This window comes from Legionella sp. PATHC035 (assembly GCF_026191115.1).
Lineage (GTDB): Bacteria > Pseudomonadota > Gammaproteobacteria > Legionellales > Legionellaceae > Legionella.
Genome location: NZ_JAPHOT010000001.1, coordinates 78190 through 95226, shown reverse-complemented (window position 1 = coordinate 95226; position 17037 = coordinate 78190). Strand labels below are relative to the sequence as shown.

Below are 17037 nucleotides of genomic sequence, written 5' to 3'. Positions count from 1 at the left end.
ATGATTGTACAGGCTTTCAATTTAACTAAATGGTTTGGTACGGGTAACAATAAAACTTATGCAGTAAGGGATGTCTGTTTTGAACTTGATTTTGGAGAAATGCTCTACATTATCGGCCCATCAGGTTCAGGAAAAACAACGCTGTTGAGTATTATTTCAGGAATTCTTCGACCTAATGAGGGATATGTGCTCGTTAAGGGAAAAAACATTTGGCAGCTTAATGATGATGCATTAGCTGATTTCAGGCTCTACTCACTAGGCTTCGTGTTTCAAGACTTTCATTTATTTCCTAAATTAACGAGTCAAGAAAATGTAGCAATACCACTCATTCTCCAAAGAGTCTCCTGGATTGCAGCACTGGAAAAAGCAAAAAAAGCCCTTGAAATTGTTGGACTAAGCCACCGGATCTTAGTTCCTCCCTACAAGTTAAGCATAGGGGAGCAACAACGTGTCGCCATCGCTCGGGCAATTATTACAGAACCAGAATTACTTATATTTGATGAACCCACAGCATCTTTAGATGGTGAAACTGGGAAGCATATTATCACGTTCATTAAAGAGAATATTTTAAGTGACACGCGTGCAATTATTATAGTGACGCATGATAATAGAATTTTTGATTTTGCAACTCGCATTATTACTATGGAAGATGGAAGACTATTGGAAGGTTCTCAATGAGTATACGAACGTTGTTCCTTATCGCTTGCCTGGGGGTTTTAGCGGGTATTGGAAGCGTGATTATTTATAACGAAAAGATCAAGCCAGAAAATCCTATTACAGTAAGTTATAATCCTTATGAAAAAGGAATCTATGCAACAGGAATTGTTGAAAGTCATCAACCTACTGGACAAAATGTTAATATTTACCCTCAAGTTTCTGGAGAGATAACTGCAGTTTTTGCTCAAGAAGGAGAATACCTTAAAAAAGGGGATCCAATTCTAACGCTGGATGATTCAATACAAAAAGAACTGGTTGCAAAGGATGCAGCTCAAATACGCTATCAACAAGCCAGCTTGTTAAATTTACAACAACAATTAGAAAAAAACCGTAAATCTTATCTATTAGATCCCAAATCAGTGAGCAAAAATGCTCTAGACAATGCAATTAACGCAGTAAAAATACAAATAGAAAACGTCCATGTTGCACAAAAGCAATATGATGCCGACAAGGCGCTGCTTGATAAATATACTCTTAGATCCCCTATTGATGGGATTATTTTGCGTGTAGGCGTTGCATTAGGAGATTATGGTTCTCCTTTAGGTCGTTTTGATACCTATACACAAGCCATGCTCCCTGTCGTTGAAATGGGTGTGACCAAACCGTTCATGGAAGTGCGATGTTTTGTAGATGAAATTCTAGTTCCTACACTACCAAGCGCCTCTCATCTTGAAGCGACTATGTTTGTACGCGGAATATCGAATCGAGGTATACCCCTCGAATTCATAAAAATTCAACCCTATTTGATACCTAATATTCAACTCTCCAATGAGCGAACAGAACGTGTTGATGTAAGAGTCCTACCTGTCCTATTTAAATTTAGTAAACCCGAGGACATTAATATTTTCCCAGGACAATTAGTTGATATTTACATCAAGGGAAAAAAATGAATCTAATAAAATCATTATTTTTCCTTTTAACATTATTCGTATTGAACAACTGTACATTATATCAAAAACCAAAAATTGCTCCTTTAGAGGTACCTAAACACTTTAAAACCTCTATCCAATTGACAAATAAAAATATAAACAATTCATGGTGGACAAATTTTCACGATAACAAATTGAACCAATTGGTCGCTTGGGCAATCAAAGAAAATTTAAATTATCAGATTGCGATCAAAAACATTCAAATTTCACAGACTTATGTGACTCAAGCCGCCTCTGCCTTACTGCCGCAAGTTAATTTAAATTTTGACGCAACACGAATTAAACTATCTAAAAACGCAATTAACACATTTGGCACCGCAAATAATTTAGGTTCAACGAACCCATCCGTTCCATTACGAAATTTCTCAAGCCCATTTACTTCGATAGAAGGTTTCGTATCAGCCAGTTATGAGCTGGATGTTTGGAATCAAATTCATAACAGCGTCAACCAAGCCAAGGCGAATACAGTGGTTAGCGCTGCAAATAGTGATGTGATTAAACTCACTTTAATAAGTGATGTAGTCAATACTTATTTTCAAATTCTTGCCTTAAATTCAAATTTAGCTAATTTACGGCAACAAATTTATTTCTCTAATGAGCTCTTAAAACTAACTAGGAGCCAATTCAAAGGCGGTCTTGTCGATGCTGAATCTGTTGATGATGTAAAAAATCAAATAGAATCGATAAAAATCAATATCAGCAGTCTTAAAAAACAAAAAGCAATACTGCTGAATTCAATGGCTTATTTACTTGGCCAATATCCAGAACATTTTAATATTTCAATCAATAACTTACTCATTAATCAATCACTCACTGGGCTAGTCCCCAAAGATATACCCGCTGCTGTTTTATGCAGACGTCCTGATATTCGTGGCGCATTTTATCAAGTGGTTGCTTACGGTTATCTTGAAAAACAAAATATAGCTAATTTCTTGCCTTCATTTAATTTGACGGGTAACTATGGCTTTTCCAGCCCCAATTTAAAAAACTTTCTTTCCAGTGGCAGTATTTTCTGGAATTACGGAACCAATATCTTGCAGCCAATTTTTGATTTTGGCTTAAGAATAAGCGAATACAAACGCTCCAAATATCAGTTTGAATCTGCCTTTTTAAATTATAAAAATATCGTAATCAATGCAATTAGCGAAGTGGACAATGCTTTATCCTCCTATCAAAAAGATTATTTAGCCTTACAATCTTATCAACAACAATCCAAAATATTTAAAGATAAATTAAGAATTACCGCCGCTCAATATAAAGGAGGGCTCGTCGATGATTCAAGTTTCTTAACGACAAATCTAGGGGCACTGCAAACGAACTACAATCTTGCAACGCAACAAGCTCTTGTTCTGCAAGATATTGTACAAATTTATAAGACCTTAGGACTGGGTTTAAGCACAGAAGATCAACCTTATATTCATGGAATGCATCATGTTAAATAATATTCATGAAGTTCAATCGAAACAATATTATTGGATTGCTTTAAGTTGTCTCATTTCATTTTTTTTAGTTTCGTTTTCAACATTCGCAGCACCTAAAGTTGTCAATTTGGATATTGGTTACAAAACAGTCTACTTTACTAACAAATCAGTCAGAGCTATTGCAGTAAATAATCAAATCCCTGCACCCACATTACATTTTAAAGAGGGTGATCAGGTAACCATAAATGTTACCAATCATCTTGATAAAGGAACAGCGATCCATTGGCATGGTGTCTTGGTTCCATGGCAAATGGATGGTGTAGAAGGTGTGGCTCAAACTGAAATTCCTCCAGGTAGTACCTTTCACTACCAATTTACTTTAAAACAATCAGGTACTTATTGGTATCATGCCCATGCTGGCTTGGAAGAGCAACAGGGATTATATGGTGCTTTTTTGATTGCTCCTAAGAAACCACCTCATTACACCTACACTAAAGATTACGTAGTCGTATTATCTGATTGGATTAATACCAAACCGGAACAGGTTTTAGCTCATTTAAAAAAATCCGGAGACTATTATGCACCGCGCTTTCCTCTTCAACCATCCCTGGCAAAATTTATCCATGATTACCGAAAAGCATCAAAAAATGAACGACAAAAACTTCTTGATGACTATAAAAGCATGCAGCGAATGCGCATGAGCATTTATGACATTAGTGACGTTGCCTTTGATGCATTTTTGATAAACGGACATCCTAAAGACAATCCGTGGACTGCTCCAGTTAAAATAGGTGATATTGTCCGCTTGCGATTTATTGATGCAGGAAGCAGCACGATTTTCCGTATTAAAATACCTGATTCGAACATGACAGTAATACAAGCGGATGGAAACGACGTAAAACCTTATTCTAGTGAGGAGTTATCTATTTCCCCTGCTGAAACCTATGATGTATTGGTAAAAATAGAAAAAAATAAACCTTATATTATTTATGCGGGTTCAAAAGATACTGTAGGCACTGTCTATGCCGCTCTTAAAACAGCGCCTGATCAAACAGTCGACTATGCTCAAGTTAAACCGTTCAGTGAGCCCATCCCGGTTACAAGAGAAATGATGAACGTCATGATGGGAGGTATGTATCAAGGCAATTTGCCCATAACACACAAAAAACAAGACAATGCACTTTCCTCACAGCATAAGCACTCGATGCACATGGATCATAATATGCCTATGGGACACTCGATGGACATGCAAATGCCAACGGAGCCAACTCGATTTAAAGATACAATAGCACCTAGCACCTCATCCTATATGACCTCAATGGACACAAAGTATCGCGATTTGACCGCTGCGGTCCCGACTAATGATCCTAATAAACCTGTAGAGGGAGTCATTAATTTGGAATTGTTTGGCTATATGGGCCAATATATTTGGTTTGTTAATGGAGTACCTGGTTATAAGGCAAAACCGATACCTTTAAAACCGGGTAAACGTTATCGCTTTGTATTTACAAATCCATCGATGATGCATCATCCAATGCATATCCATGGCCATTGGTTTATTGTTCGTACTGGAAAAGACACTTTTGATCCGCTAAAACATACGCTTGATATTCCACCCGGAGCAACAATCACAGCGGATGTAGATACCGATGCAAGTGGCCAGTGGTTTTTCCATTGTCATATGCTTTATCACATGATGACTGGAATGAACCGCGTTTTCCAATATACAACCATTATTGAAATAGCCGAAGACAAAACTCAGCCGAAACATATCATTAAAGACACCTCGTATTACAACCGCCCCATAATACGAGTCGACGAAGCCATTAAGCCGATTAATCTGGATTTGGTGAAACACCCCATGGCTCATGGCGCTGGCCTTTGGCTATCAAATTTTCTAGATGTAGGTGCTGATCCTGTTCACAATTCACAGCTCCTTACCTACAAAGGCATGTTTGGCCCTGATTATAATAAACTGCAATTATTTATCAAGGATGCTGAAATGTATAAGAGGGAGCTAGAAAATGCAGATATAGACATCTTTTACTGGCATTTAATCAGTCAATTTTGGGCCATAAAAGGGGGAGCAAACTATTTTAATCAACCGGCCAATAAGCCCTATTGGCAAGCAGGCCTTGGTCTGGAAGGATTAATGCCCTTTTTTATCGACACCGACATAAGAACTTACTTTTATGGTGGCAGTATTAAATTTGATATTGAATTATCTCGCGACACACTAATTACCAATAATTTTTTAATCAGGACAGGAATTCGCAGTATTTTAGCGACTAAAACAGTTGTTCATGCTCAAATTGGCAGTGGCTTGAATCAAATGCGCTACACAGTAAGACCGTATTATCGTCTTATACCCGGATTAAGTATATTTGTTGAATATGAAAACGAACACAATTACGGAGCATTTAAAACACTCGAGAATGAAAGTACTACACCGGATATTTCCGATACCGTTTCTTTAGGCTTAAATTTGCTGTTCTGATTTTTGGAACAGATTGTATAGCCCACAGCAATTAGCCGAGCTGCAGCCAGCTCACCGTCATCCTGAGCTCATTGAGGGATCTCCATGTTATAGCCCTGTATTGGGATGGTAGATCACTTGTTACCCTCGGGGTGACAGTTAAGTTAGATTAATCCAGACTCCGAATCACAATAAAACCATTATTCGATGCGGTTCACTCATAAAATTCCGCACTTATAAAGTGCTAATGAACTAATCTTCAATTTACTCTCTAATAAAAAAATAAGTTACACTAGCTAAAATTAAAGTTACGGAAGCGTACATTGAGTAATACATCAAAAATAATTGCACTCAAAAAAACAAATGTGTTTTTGGCTTTTCTATGCAAGCTGATGCTATTACTGACTATCATGTGCATTTTCATTCCTTTTTCTCCTAAAATGCCGGCGCCAGGGATTGATCCTTCTTGGGCTCTTGGTTTAAATCAAGCGGTTGCTCAAGGATTAGCTTTTGGCCGAGAAATAATTTTTACGCTCGGCCCCTATTCGTCTCTTTACACAAAAGCCTATCACCCTGCTACGGATTTCCTGATGATTATCGGGTGTATTGTCCTAGCCGTATCTTTGTGGTTCTGCCTTCTTTTTTTAATGAAAGGAAAGCGATGGTATTGGTTTCTCGCTTATTGCGTACCCCTTTTAGGCATGGTTTACGCTCGAGACTCATTATTTTTTTCATATCCATTACTTGCAGGGTTAATAAGCTTACGAATCATTTCCCCAGAATGTAGAGATAGGCTTACAAATAAATCTCTTTTATTGCTGGTTTTTTTTCTATTTGCCCCATTTGGCTTACTTGCACTAATTAAGGGGTCTATGCTCATTCTATGCATTCTTGTGCTTTTTTTGTGCTTTACCTTTTTTTGCACCCAGGATAACAAAAAACTAGCATTGATATGCCTTGTCTCACCTTTAATATCAATGATTACCTTTTGGCTTGCAGCAGGACAACCACTCGCATCTTTGCCTGATTATCTCACTAGCACACTCTGTATCGCCTCAAGCTTTACTGAAGCAATGTCCACAGATGGAAATATGAATGAAGTGATATTGTATTTAATTACTTGCTTATTCATTTTCCTGGCTATTTCATGTCAAAAACAGATGCCTGCTGCCGCAAAAATATTCTTGCTCGGAATTTATTTTGCGTTTCTATTTGTTTCTTTTAAAACAGGTTTTACCCGTCATTTAGGCCATGCCTTTATACCCGGGACTTCTATTTTATTAGCAACACTATTTTTACCCTTTATTTTGAATTTCAGAGTGAGTCTTCTACTCATTTTTATCTCATTCAATAGCTGGTACTCTATTAATAGCCACTATACCGGCATATCAATCCGAAACAACCTCATATCCTCCTGCTCTTCAGCATGGCATGGCCTAAAAAGCAGAATACAAGATCCTTCTTGGCTTAAAAAAAACTATATTTTTACTATGGATTTTTTACGCGAGCAAGCAGCCTTCCCTGTTTTACATGGGACGACTGATATTTACTCCTATGATCAAACCTATTTACTTTCTTCACACAACCGCTGGTCTCCGCGTCCCGTATTCCAAAGTTATTCTGTCTTTAATCAAAATTTGGCTAAAGACAATAAAAAACATCTTCAAGGACTCCATAGGCCTGATAATATTATTTTTAAAATTCAACCCATTGACCAACGCGTTCCTTCTTTAGAGGATGGCGCAAGTTGGCCTTTATTGTTAGCCAATTATCAACCGATTCGTTTAAATCGAAATGTTCTATTTCTTCATAAAAAGAAATACCTGCATGAGGTCAACTTGTCTTTATTAAAAAGCGAAGTCCATACCCTGGGTGAGCTGGTGCCCTTGCCTAAGAGCCAGCTACTCTTTGTTGCGATTGATTTGAAACCCACAATTTGGGGAACTCTAGCGACCATTTTTTTTAAACCACAGCAATTATTCATTAGTTTAAACCTAAAAAATGGTGAAACAAAACGCTATAGACTGGTTGCAAATATGGCAAAATCGTCTTTTCTCCTCACTCCACTCATTGAAAATACAACAGAATTTTCAATGCTCTATGAGAAGAATAATCAATTAGATGCCAAAAGAGTGAATTCCTTTGTGATTACAACAAGTCAGGGAACACCTTGGCATTGGAACAGTAATTATACGATTCACTTTATGAGTACTAGATCTGCAAAAGAATATTCTTAATAACCAAGACTCATCAAAACGCTTGTACTTGAGTCAGGGCAATATCTTTTGAAGGGTCAATCTCTGCTCGTTTTTCACCAGGCTGTGCTTTAAAAAAGCCCAAACGGCTTCCTAAGACACCTTCATGGCGAATTTTATCCATTATTATTTTATGATTAACCTTAGAAGCCAATCGATTTTCATCCAATAAGTTATATGTAACCATTTGAGTAGGCGTTTGAACTACTTGTTGTATGGAACGGTCAGGTGTACTCTGCTTTAAAATAACGGAGTCAGCTAATTCTGTTTCAGTTAGTGCTATAGCATAAGGTCCGACAAAAAAAGAATCTCCATGAATTACATTACTAGCAATTTTCATGGTATAGCCAAATGGAATTTCAAATGCAGCAAAATCAAAAGCTCCATCATCACGTTCTACTCCTAGTATCAATGCTCCACTACACTCTGGGGATAAAGGTGTAAAAACATGAGGAAATGGATGAGTTTCAACAAATAATCCACCACCACCTCTGATCTTCATTACATAGTCTTGAATGTAGTCAGCATTCCATTGATATTCAATCAAATATAAGTTTTGTAATGAAGGCTCATCTACAGCGTCCAGAATAAATGATTGTTCTAGAGGAATCAGTTCGGCACCGTATTTTGCTAAAAACGATGTGGGCACACTCTGCGCATTCATTTTGGGAATATTAACCACATGAATATCGGATGGGATTATCAATACTCCCAAACCACCAAAAACACTTGCATCCCGACCACTTACCGCACGTTCTTGGTTTTTATTTTTCCAGGTTGCCTTAATGGTTAATTCTCGTGGAGAGCTTATATAGACTGTCCCATGTTTTGGCGGTAAATCCGCTTCACTGATCCCAGTTGCGGTTAATAAATTTATTTTTGTACCTGTTTTAAGAATGGCATGCGCTCTTGCTGCTTTCATTAAGGATTTACTTCCAGGAAGCTCTGGATTGCGGCGGTCAACCATAGTGGATTGTAGCCTATGGAAATGTTCATTTACTATTTCAGCTGGTAATTTGCTTTTCATACAAATAGTAGGAGTACAAATATCAGGACGAGTTGTAATGGTGTTTTTTTCTGATATTGACTTTTTTATAACTGGCATAAATCATCTCGCATATAATCAAAAATAACCAAATCAATCCCCGTGGCTATTATTTTTACAAAAAGGTGGATTATAAGCTAAATTTATTAACTAATTATTAATTAAGAACCAAAAAGGTCAAAAATCACACGAAACTAAAGAGGAGTGTCGATACAAAACAATAAATCAAAGAATCAGACCTAATCTTGCTATCAAAATGGTTGTCATTAGAAATCAAGAAGAGAAATAGTCTCTCCCCTGGAGTCAAATTAGAGATTAATGGATAAAATGTCACATCTAACGCTAGGTTTTTTGTTGATAAACTACTCATTGTTTTAGGCAATGAGCGCTTTAGTGTCGATATTCTGCTTCACCTCCCCCTCTTCCATCTTGAACTTATAAAAGCTCAAAACTGTAGTCAGTGATACTGAGGGGATGGGAGAGGAGAAACTATTCGCTGGTGTTTAAAGAAAAAAATTCAAAAAAATTTATTTTTGTAAGGAGTACCCCTCGTCAAGCCAACCTTGTAATCCAGTATCTAATGAGTAAACTTGGGTATACCCCATTTTTTGTAAATTGTCGGCAACCAGTGCGCACCGAAAACCCCCGCTGCAGTAAACAACAACCTGGTCATTTAAATTAGGAATTTTCTTTTCAATATCTCGCTCAATTATGCCCTTACTTAAGTGTATTGCAGTTGGAATATAACCTGTTTCCCATTCATTAAGTTCACGAACATCAATAAGAAACATGGGTTCTTTTGATTCAATTTTTTCTTTTAAAGCTTTTGGTGTGATTTCTTTGATATGTTTTTTAGTTTCGGCGATTAGTGTCAAAAATCCCTGTGAATGTTGTTTTTTCATTAATTTCTCCTAAATTTATTTATTATTTTCAATAAATTAATCCCTTTTATAAAAACGTGCAAACGATAATGATCAGATTTCATTTAACATGAATTGATGGATATGAGTGATTTTGAAAATTAGAGTTCATATCACCTCTTTCAATTAATGATCTTTTCTAATTCGCTTCAACCAATTTTTTAATTCAGGCCAAAAAGCAATAATCCCTATAAAAAGAGTAAATAAAATGACGGCTATCACCATTTGAACAATAGGAAACTTGAGCTCATCACGTGCCACGAACCAGCTCGCAATTGATCCTGAAATGACTAAAAGCAATCTAAAAAACCACTGAAACATAAATAACACTCCAGATAATTTATGTGTTGAACACTTGGATCAGTTGGCAATATGCCACAGTAAGCAATCCCCCAGCATCTTGAGCGAAGCAAGCGATCGCATATTGTCCCCCTGGATCCAGGTTGGAGATCCTTCGCAGTACTCGAGAAGTAGTGATCTACCACCATTTTGGCTCAATCTAAGATACTACATTTAATGTGTGTTTAGCGATCATATATTCTTCATTTGTAGGGATGACGCCTACATAAACTCTGCTTTGAAGATGACTAATCACTGCAGCATTTTGTTGATTTTCGTGTTCATCCAACAGAACACCCAACCAACCCAAACGTTCACATATTTTTTTTCTTACCAGTGCAGAATGTTCACCTATCCCCGCAGTGAAAATGATCGCATCACATCCTTGTAAGCTGCTGGCTAGAGCACATAATTCTCGTGCTGCCCGATAACAAAATAAATCGATGGCTTCAACAGCTTTGGCTTCTGTACTTGATTGCAGCTCGCGCATGTCACTGCTGATCCCAGAAACCCCCAAAAGACCAGATTTTTTATAAAGAATGGTATTTACCTCTTCTACTGATAATTTCTTTTCTTGTAGCAAATATAAAATTACTCCAGGATCAATGCCCCCGCAGCGGGTTCCCATAACCAAACCATCTAATGCTGTAAACCCCATAGAAGTTGTAACGCTTTTACCATACTCCATAGCACACATACTGGCACCATTTCCAAGATGAGCGACAATTACTTTTTTATTTTTTATTGGTTCAGGCAATACCGAAGCAATGTATTCATAAGAAATACCATGAAAACCGTAGCGAACAATCCCTTCCTCACTTAACTCTCTAGGTATAGCAAAAAGAGTTGCCAGTTTATCTTGTGTTCGATGAAATGACGTATCAAAACAAGCCACTTGCCGCATCTCAGGATAAAGCTTCAAAATACTTTTTATGATGGCAACATTATATGGTTGATGAAGGGGTGCCAAAGGATTTAATGAGGATAATTTTTCAATGGAATCCGCATTGATTAGGACCGGATGATCAAAAAAATTCCCTCCATGAACCACCCGATGCCCAACCGCTTTTATAAGGTAATCAGCAGGTAACTGCGCTATCCATTCAAATAAATAACTTAATGCCGATTCATAACCAGACGATAAAATGGATTCTTTAACAATTTGTACCTGTTTCGCGTTAGAAACTGTAATTTGTGGCGCATCGAAAATACATTCAATTTCACCACGATAGATTAAAGTTAATGAAGAGAGAAAAAGGCTAAATTTAATACTGGAAGAGCCTGCATTTATGACTAGAATGACTTCATCAATTTGATTTAATTTCATTATTTTTTTCTTCGTGCATATAATAAAGCCATAACGCAAGATGCTTTTCGTGATAATTCATTGCTGCCACGACTGGTGAGGATAATGGGAACATGTGCACCTAATACCATTCCTGCAGCTTCAATTCCTGATAAATAAGTCATTTGTTTGTAAAGCATATTACCTGACTCAACATCGGGAACAACCAAGATGTCCGCATTACCAGCAACTGGGGAGCAAATGCCTTTTTCACGTGCTGAATCGATAGAAATAGCATTATCGAATGCTAAAGGACCATCTAAAACACCTCCAGTTATCTGCCCACGTTCAGCCATTTTGCACAATGCGGTCGCATCGAGAGTCGATGGAATTTTTTCATTTACCGTTTCAACTGCAGAAAGAATAGCCACATTAGGGGTACCCAATTCAAGTGCATGGAACAAATCAATAGCATTTTGCACAATATCACACTTTTCCCTTAGATTAGGAAAAAGATTAATTGCTGCGTCAGTAAGAAAAATTGGTTTTGGATAATTAGGTACATCAAGAGAAAATACATGGCTCATACGACGACCTGTTCGCAAGCCATTGTCTTTGGAAACAATCGGCTTCATCAGTTCTTCAGTATGAATTTTCCCTTTCATTATTGCTTCAACTTTTTTGGTTGCAGCGAGTTTAACCGCTATTTCAGCGGCTTCATTACTGTGTTCTGTGGCAACGAGTTCGTAAGCTGTGATATCAACGTCAGCTTCTTTTGCAGCATCAAGGATTTTTTGTTTAGGGCCAACGAGAATAGGTGTAATTAATCCCTCTTCAGCGGAAGCAATGGCACCTTTAATTGACAATACATCTACTGGATGAACTACAGCGGTTACAAGTGGTTTTAAATCGTCCTTCGCCATGATTAAACGATGATACCAATGGTCTTGTTTTGGTTTAAGTTGTATTTCAGGAAGGTCTATGCGTTTTCTTTTCATCTTCACGGTGGGCGCTATGACCCGCGCAAGACCACTAATGACCATTTCCCCCGACTGATTTATACATTTACAATCAAGTTCAACAATGTGCTTTTCCGGTATTTTTTTAACTACCTCAAGAGTCACTGTGACTGTGTCGCCTAAAGTGACCGGATGTTTAAACTTTAAAGTTTGATCTAAATAAATGGTGCCAAGACCAGGAAGCTCTGTTCCCAAAACTGTAGATAAAAGTGATGCTCCCCACATCCCATGAGCAATGATCTTATGAAACATATCATGTTTAGCATATTCGGCATCGACATGTGCAGGATTTACATCGCCAGACATAACCGCAAAAAGGTCAATATCTTCCTTAGTTAATGTCCTTACTAGACTTGCTGATTCTCCAATCTTTAGTTCATCAAAGACGCGATTTTTTATATAACCCATGTGCATGCCTGTCATAATAAATGTTTATAAAAATCCGCTTCGAAGGAAAATCAGTCAATGCAAAGCGAAGCATAATGCCCCATAAGGACAATGGGGCTATTAGTTATTTATTTTGCTTGTTCTACTTTTATATCACGAGACTTCCCTTTTGCTTCGGATTTTTTTGGCAACTCAACCCAAAGCATTCCTTTTTTAAAACTGGCCTTAGCCTTGTCGATATCAACGGTTGAAGGTAAAGAGAGCGAGCGTTCGTATTTACCGTAACTAATTTCTCGAGAAATGTATTTTTTATTATCATTTTTTTTAGAGCTTGATTTTTCACCAGTAATAGTGAGTATGTTACCATTAAAAGACACGCTAATGTCTTTTTCGTCCATACCTGGCATTTCCATCTGAATGGTAAAATGATCTTTATCCTCTACAACATCCATTGAAGGCATTAAATTGAGGTTCTCGAATTGTTCCCAGCCCCTACTGGATCCGAACATATCATAAAAATCTCGGAATGCTTTATCAACTTCGTTTTGCAGGTTTAAAAAAGGATGTTGAGAATGTTCTGCTAAGGGGTTTCCTTTCTTCCATTTTAATAGCGTATTCATTTTATTGACTCCGTTCAATATAATTTCGTATTCATATTAAAAAATACACCATAATAAGTTTGATATACAAAAGTAATTTGTCAAGCAAAACGGTTTTCATTATTTAGTCTACAGTTTAATTGATATTCCCATACTATTTTTATCGATACTACTTGATATTAGGAAACTTTAGAAAATGATGATGCATGCTATGGTTCTAGAAAAATCGGGGCATAAATTGGTCTATAAACAGGTAGAAAAACCTGTCCCTCAAAAAAATGAAGTGCTCGTCAAAGTGCATGCCTGTGGTATTTGTCGTACCGATTTACATGTTGTCGATGGGGAATTAGAACACCCTAAACTTCCTCTTATTCCTGGTCATCAAATTGTTGGTACCATTGAAAGCGTCGGTTCTTCAGTGACCCATTTTAAAATCGGCCAACGAATCGGTATTCCTTGGCTGGGTGGAAGTTGCGAGACCTGTCAATTTTGTTTGTCAGGGCGTGAAAATCTTTGTGATCAAGCTCGTTTTACTGGTTATCAAATTGACGGTGGATTTGCAGAATATTGTGTTGCGAATCATCGGTTTTGTTTTCCTATCCCTGATGGCTATTCAGATTATCAAGCGGCACCACTATTTTGTGCCGGATTAATTGGCTATCGTGCTTTATTAAAAACCAATCATGCTGAGCACTTAGGGTTATATGGTTTCGGCGCAGCAGCTCATATCTTGATTCAAATAGCAAAAAATCAAAAGCGTAAAATATATGCTTTTACTAGCCCAGGAGACCACCAAGCCCAAGAGTTTGCCTATAAACTTGGAGCAACATGGGCGGGCGATTCAGATATATCCCCTCCTCATCTTCTTGATGCTGCAATCATTTTTGCACCTGTTGGCGCACTCGTCCCCCTTGCGCTTCGCAATACGATAAAGGGTGGGATCGTAGTTTGTGCTGGAATTCATATGAGTGATATACCCAGTTTTCCCTATGATTTTCTCTGGGGTGAGCGCTCGCTTTGCTCTGTTGCAAACCTCACGAGAAAAGATGGAGAAGAATTTTTATCATTAGCGCCTCAAGTTCCTGTTAGAACCGAGATTCATACTTATCCATTGACTGAAGTCAATCAAGCACTCGATGACCTGCGTTATGGACGATTTACTGGAGCAGCAGTGATCTCAGTCTAATTAGCACAGCATAATCCAATGGCGCACATACCTCATCCCGAATGAAGCGACGATTCTCCATTTTGTAACAGGGTGTTACTGCGCGTGGTTTTTTCGCCTCACTCGGTATGGCGACCCAAATCCCCTGCTGATGCGGGCTAATCTGACTAATAAAGAACAAAACCACTACAAACCATTAATATTTATTTTTACGAACGGTTCCTCTTGATTTGAGGGATGAGATTTGTGACTATCAGCATATCAACAGAGGCCAACTCTATTTATAAAAGGGATTTATTATGTTTCACCAGGCAATAGTACGCACACCCTCTTCCAACATGATTCATGGCTTGACATCAACCATAGAATTCGGTCGCCCAGATTACATTAGGGCTCTAGAGCAACATCAAAATTACCTGAATACACTGATAGAGTGTGGTTTGGAAGTTACTGCCTTACCTGCAGTAGACGACTTTCCTGATTCATGTTTTGTAGAGGACCCAGCGCTCCTGACTGATAAGGTTGCAATCCTGACTCGACCCGGTGCCCTATCAAGACAAGGAGAAGTTGATTTAATTAAGCCCTGCATTCAGACCTTTTATAAGGAACGTATTCATCAGATAGAGGCTCCAGGAACATTGGAAGCTGGCGACGTCATGCAAATTGAAGATGTTTTTTACATAGGAATTTCACAGCGTACTAATCAAGAGGGATCACGACAATTGACTTCCTTGTTAGCTCAGTATGGCTATAAAAGCGTATTAATCGAGCTTAAAAATTTCCTACATTTAAAAACAGGTGTTTCCTCTTTGGGGAATGGATACCTGCTCGTCCATGGTGAATTAGTTGATCACCCGGCTTTTAAGTCATTCAAACAATTAGCTGTTTCCGATCATGAAGCTTATGCAGCGAATTGTATAAGAGTCAATAATTCGGTCATTATGCCTCAAGGGTTTCATCATACTACTGAAATGGTGCGCAATTTAGGCTTTCGAGTGGTCACCGTGGATGTAAGTGAGTTCCGTAAAATCGATGGTGGTTTAAGCTGTTTATCATTGAGATTTTAATGAATAAAAAGCTAACTGCTTTTAGTTTAACTTTGATGACTGTCGGTTCAGTAGATAGTATTCGGAATCTACCTGCTGCAGCATTAGTTGGAACGGATATTTTTTGGTATTTTGGGCTGGCTTTATCTTTCTTCTTATTACCCAGTGCAATTGTTGCAGCATGGTTTTCCTCTAGATCACATGAGGGAATTTATGGATGGGTAAAAAATAGTCTAGGTAAAGATGTGGGCTTTATCGCTATTTGGTTTCAGTGGATGCAAAATATCCTTATCTATCCAACATTTTTCAGTTTTATCGCGGGCACACTTTTATATTGTATCAACCCATATTTTATTGAAAATAAAATACTACTTTTCTCTCTGATTAATCTATTCATCTGGTGCTTAACCTGGGTGAATTTTAAAGGTTTTTACTTGTCTCATCGAGTGACTGTTTTTTGCTCTACATTTGGACTGTTGCTCCCGTTTGTTTTAATTTTAGCCATAGGCGCTTTTTGGATGATCTTTCATCCTCAACCTTTAAAACTTATCCCCTCTTCCCATCAAGACTCATGGACATCTCTAACCGCTATTATTCTATCTTTTTGCGGGATTGAAATTGCTGGAGTTCATACTCAAGAATGTAGACCAGGAGCTTTGCCTAAAGCCATTGCATTCTCAGTGCTGATTATTTTTACTACAATGTTGTTTGGCTCATTGACTTTAGCGATGCTGCTTTCCCCAAAACAATTGAATCTGATTAGCGGTATTCCCGCATTGTTTGAAGTATTTTTTACTCAAATTCAATTTGCCAACCTAAGCTTGATTGTTAATATTTTAATTGTCCTCGGATGTATTGGTTGTGCCAATAGTTGGCTTATCTCCCCCCTCAAAGGTCTAATATTCGCCAGCAATGAACTCACGAATACGACACATCAATCCTCTGCTAAATTTTTGCTGATTCAAGCATGTGGCGTATCTTTTATTAGCACTCTTTTTTTATTATTCCCGAGTATTAATGCGTCATACTGGTTCATGATTACTTTAGCAACTCAAATGTATTTATTCATGTACGGGTGTATGTTTGCAGGGGCAATCCGATTAGCGTGGCAAGAAAAAAAACGATTTTATTGGTTAATTATTGCCTCCTCCATTCTTGGATTTATAGGCATTACAATTTCACTAGCGGTTACTTTTATACCTCCTGCATCACTAAAATTTGGTTCTCTTTTGTATTATGATTTATTTATTATTGTGTGTTTGTTTCTCATTGGCTTTTCATCTCTCTTATGGAAAAGAGCCCTAAAAATAGCCCCGAACAATCTCAAACAGGTTCAATTCAGGATGAATTAACAGACCCAAGATTAACTTCTTGATTTCTCAGCTTATTAGAAAAGTAACTGCTTTACTTTAAATCCAAAAAAGATTATAATTT

The 17037-nt window shown here is 37.7% G+C and carries 14 protein-coding genes; 8 read left to right on the top strand and 6 right to left on the bottom strand.

The genetic code is table 11. The annotated features are described in order from the left end of the window. The 5 genes from OQJ13_RS00450 (at position 1) to OQJ13_RS00430 (ending at position 7780) form a co-directional block, all read left to right on the top strand. A complete protein-coding gene (locus tag OQJ13_RS00450) occupies positions 1 to 678 on the top strand; it encodes an ABC transporter ATP-binding protein (RefSeq protein ID WP_265708386.1) in 678 nt (225 codons plus the stop codon). Next, a complete protein-coding gene (locus OQJ13_RS00445; protein WP_265708385.1) occupies positions 675 to 1607 on the top strand; it encodes an efflux RND transporter periplasmic adaptor subunit in 933 nt (310 codons plus the stop codon). Before OQJ13_RS00450 ends, OQJ13_RS00445 begins: the two co-directional genes overlap by 4 nt. Then, positions 1604 to 3088 (top strand): efflux transporter outer membrane subunit, encoded by a 1485-nt coding sequence (locus tag OQJ13_RS00440; protein WP_265708383.1) that lies wholly within the window; start codon positions 1604 to 1606, stop codon positions 3086 to 3088. The genes OQJ13_RS00445 and OQJ13_RS00440 overlap by 4 nt, the downstream gene beginning before the upstream one ends. Then, on the top strand, positions 3078 to 5564 hold the full coding sequence (locus OQJ13_RS00435; RefSeq protein WP_265708381.1) for a multicopper oxidase domain-containing protein: 2487 nt from the start codon (positions 3078 to 3080) through the stop codon (positions 5562 to 5564). Before OQJ13_RS00440 ends, OQJ13_RS00435 begins: the two co-directional genes overlap by 11 nt. 302 nt (positions 5565 to 5866) lie before the next feature. Next, on the top strand, positions 5867 to 7780 hold the full coding sequence (locus OQJ13_RS00430) for a hypothetical protein (RefSeq protein WP_265708378.1): 1914 nt from the start codon (positions 5867 to 5869) through the stop codon (positions 7778 to 7780). Positions 7781 to 7793: 13 nt separating this feature from the next. Here the strand turns inward: OQJ13_RS00430 and OQJ13_RS00425 are convergent, their stop codons facing one another. From OQJ13_RS00425 to OQJ13_RS00400, 6 genes are all read right to left on the bottom strand, one after another. Next, a complete protein-coding gene (locus OQJ13_RS00425) occupies positions 7794 to 8903 on the bottom strand; it encodes a hypothetical protein (protein ID WP_265708376.1) in 1110 nt (369 codons plus the stop codon). Between the two features lie 467 nt (positions 8904 to 9370). After that, the gene (locus OQJ13_RS00420; protein ID WP_028380595.1) at positions 9371 to 9745 is read right to left on the bottom strand and encodes a rhodanese-like domain-containing protein; all 375 of its coding nucleotides are present in this window, start codon (positions 9743 to 9745) and stop codon (positions 9371 to 9373) included. Between the two features lie 144 nt (positions 9746 to 9889). Further along, positions 9890 to 10084 carry a hypothetical protein gene (locus tag OQJ13_RS00415; RefSeq protein WP_265708374.1) on the bottom strand — a complete coding sequence of 65 codons (195 nt, stop codon included), beginning with the start codon at positions 10082 to 10084 and terminating at the stop codon, positions 9890 to 9892. A 178-nt stretch (positions 10085 to 10262) separates the two neighbouring features. Beyond that, the gene (locus OQJ13_RS00410) at positions 10263 to 11429 is read right to left on the bottom strand and encodes an acetate/propionate family kinase (RefSeq protein WP_265708373.1); all 1167 of its coding nucleotides are present in this window, start codon (positions 11427 to 11429) and stop codon (positions 10263 to 10265) included. Next, positions 11429 to 12814 carry a bifunctional enoyl-CoA hydratase/phosphate acetyltransferase gene (locus OQJ13_RS00405; RefSeq protein ID WP_265708372.1) on the bottom strand — a complete coding sequence of 462 codons (1386 nt, stop codon included), beginning with the start codon at positions 12812 to 12814 and terminating at the stop codon, positions 11429 to 11431. Before OQJ13_RS00405 ends, OQJ13_RS00410 begins: the two co-directional genes overlap by 1 nt. Positions 12815 to 12921: 107 nt before the next feature. Beyond that, entirely contained in the window at positions 12922 to 13413 is a 492-nt protein-coding gene (locus OQJ13_RS00400; protein ID WP_265708370.1) for an Hsp20/alpha crystallin family protein, read from the bottom strand. Positions 13414 to 13594: 181 nt separating this feature from the next. On the opposite strand from OQJ13_RS00400, the gene OQJ13_RS00395 reads away from it, so the two are divergent. The 3 genes from OQJ13_RS00395 (at position 13595) to OQJ13_RS00385 (ending at position 16955) form a co-directional block, all read left to right on the top strand. After that, complete coding sequence (locus OQJ13_RS00395) at positions 13595 to 14578, top strand: zinc-dependent alcohol dehydrogenase family protein (RefSeq protein WP_265711857.1); 984 nt, start codon at positions 13595 to 13597, stop codon at positions 14576 to 14578. 278 nt (positions 14579 to 14856) lie between these two features. Next, complete coding sequence (locus OQJ13_RS00390; RefSeq protein ID WP_265708369.1) at positions 14857 to 15624, top strand: dimethylarginine dimethylaminohydrolase family protein; 768 nt, start codon at positions 14857 to 14859, stop codon at positions 15622 to 15624. After that, positions 15624 to 16955, top strand: a complete 1332-nt coding sequence (locus OQJ13_RS00385) for an APC family permease (protein ID WP_265708367.1) — start codon at positions 15624 to 15626, stop codon at positions 16953 to 16955. The genes OQJ13_RS00390 and OQJ13_RS00385 overlap by 1 nt, the downstream gene beginning before the upstream one ends. Positions 16956 to 17037 lie beyond the last annotated feature (82 nt).

Excerpts from the sequence above, each read along its gene's own strand:
- OQJ13_RS00450 (WP_265708386.1), top strand. The coding sequence starts at position 1 with ATGATTGTACAGGCTTTCAATTTAACTAAATGGTTTGGTACGGGTAAC.
- OQJ13_RS00445 (WP_265708385.1), top strand. The coding sequence starts at position 675 with ATGAGTATACGAACGTTGTTCCTTATCGCTTGCCTGGGGGTTTTAGCG.
- OQJ13_RS00440 (WP_265708383.1), top strand. The coding sequence starts at position 1,604 with ATGAATCTAATAAAATCATTATTTTTCCTTTTAACATTATTCGTATTG.
- OQJ13_RS00435 (WP_265708381.1), top strand. The coding sequence starts at position 3,078 with ATGTTAAATAATATTCATGAAGTTCAATCGAAACAATATTATTGGATT.
- OQJ13_RS00425 (WP_265708376.1), bottom strand. The coding sequence starts at position 8,903 with ATGCCAGTTATAAAAAAGTCAATATCAGAAAAAAACACCATTACAACT.
- OQJ13_RS00420 (WP_028380595.1), bottom strand. The coding sequence starts at position 9,745 with ATGAAAAAACAACATTCACAGGGATTTTTGACACTAATCGCCGAAACT.
- OQJ13_RS00415 (WP_265708374.1), bottom strand. The coding sequence starts at position 10,084 with ATGTTTCAGTGGTTTTTTAGATTGCTTTTAGTCATTTCAGGATCAATT.
- OQJ13_RS00410 (WP_265708373.1), bottom strand. The coding sequence starts at position 11,429 with ATGAAATTAAATCAAATTGATGAAGTCATTCTAGTCATAAATGCAGGC.
- OQJ13_RS00405 (WP_265708372.1), bottom strand. The coding sequence starts at position 12,814 with ATGGGTTATATAAAAAATCGCGTCTTTGATGAACTAAAGATTGGAGAA.
- OQJ13_RS00400 (WP_265708370.1), bottom strand. The coding sequence starts at position 13,413 with ATGAATACGCTATTAAAATGGAAGAAAGGAAACCCCTTAGCAGAACAT.
- OQJ13_RS00395 (WP_265711857.1), top strand. The coding sequence starts at position 13,595 with ATGCATGCTATGGTTCTAGAAAAATCGGGGCATAAATTGGTCTATAAA.
- OQJ13_RS00390 (WP_265708369.1), top strand. The coding sequence starts at position 14,857 with ATGTTTCACCAGGCAATAGTACGCACACCCTCTTCCAACATGATTCAT.
- OQJ13_RS00385 (WP_265708367.1), top strand. The coding sequence starts at position 15,624 with ATGAATAAAAAGCTAACTGCTTTTAGTTTAACTTTGATGACTGTCGGT.